This is a genomic window from Lewinella sp. IMCC34183, assembly GCF_003390915.1.
Lineage (GTDB): Bacteria > Bacteroidota > Bacteroidia > Chitinophagales > Saprospiraceae > Neolewinella.
This window is the reverse complement of sequence record NZ_QMEM01000047.1, coordinates 1-255: the sequence shown is the minus strand read 5'-3', so window position 1 is coordinate 255 and position 255 is coordinate 1. Positions and strand designations below refer to the sequence as shown.

Annotated in this window: 1 rRNA gene; it reads left to right on the top strand. The window is 53.3% G+C overall.

Features of this window, described 5'->3' with window-relative positions:
- Positions 1 to 255, top strand: a 23S ribosomal RNA gene (locus DQG19_RS20700); the annotation flags it as partial.

Sequence of the window (255 nt, the reverse complement as noted above, 5' to 3'; positions counted from 1 at the left end):
GACAGCTAGGATGTTGGCTTGGAAGCAGCCATTCATTTAAAGAGTGCGTAACAGCTCACTAGTCGAGCGTTCCTGCGCGGAAAATACTCGGGCATAAGCCCGGTACCGAAGCTATGGAAAGACTGCTCTAGGGCAGTATTTGGTAGGGGAGCATTGTGGTACGGCACTGAAGGTTGGGGGTGACCCCGGCTGGAGCGGCCACAAAAGCAAATGTAGGCATGAGTAACGATAAAAGGGGTGAGAAACCCCTTCGCC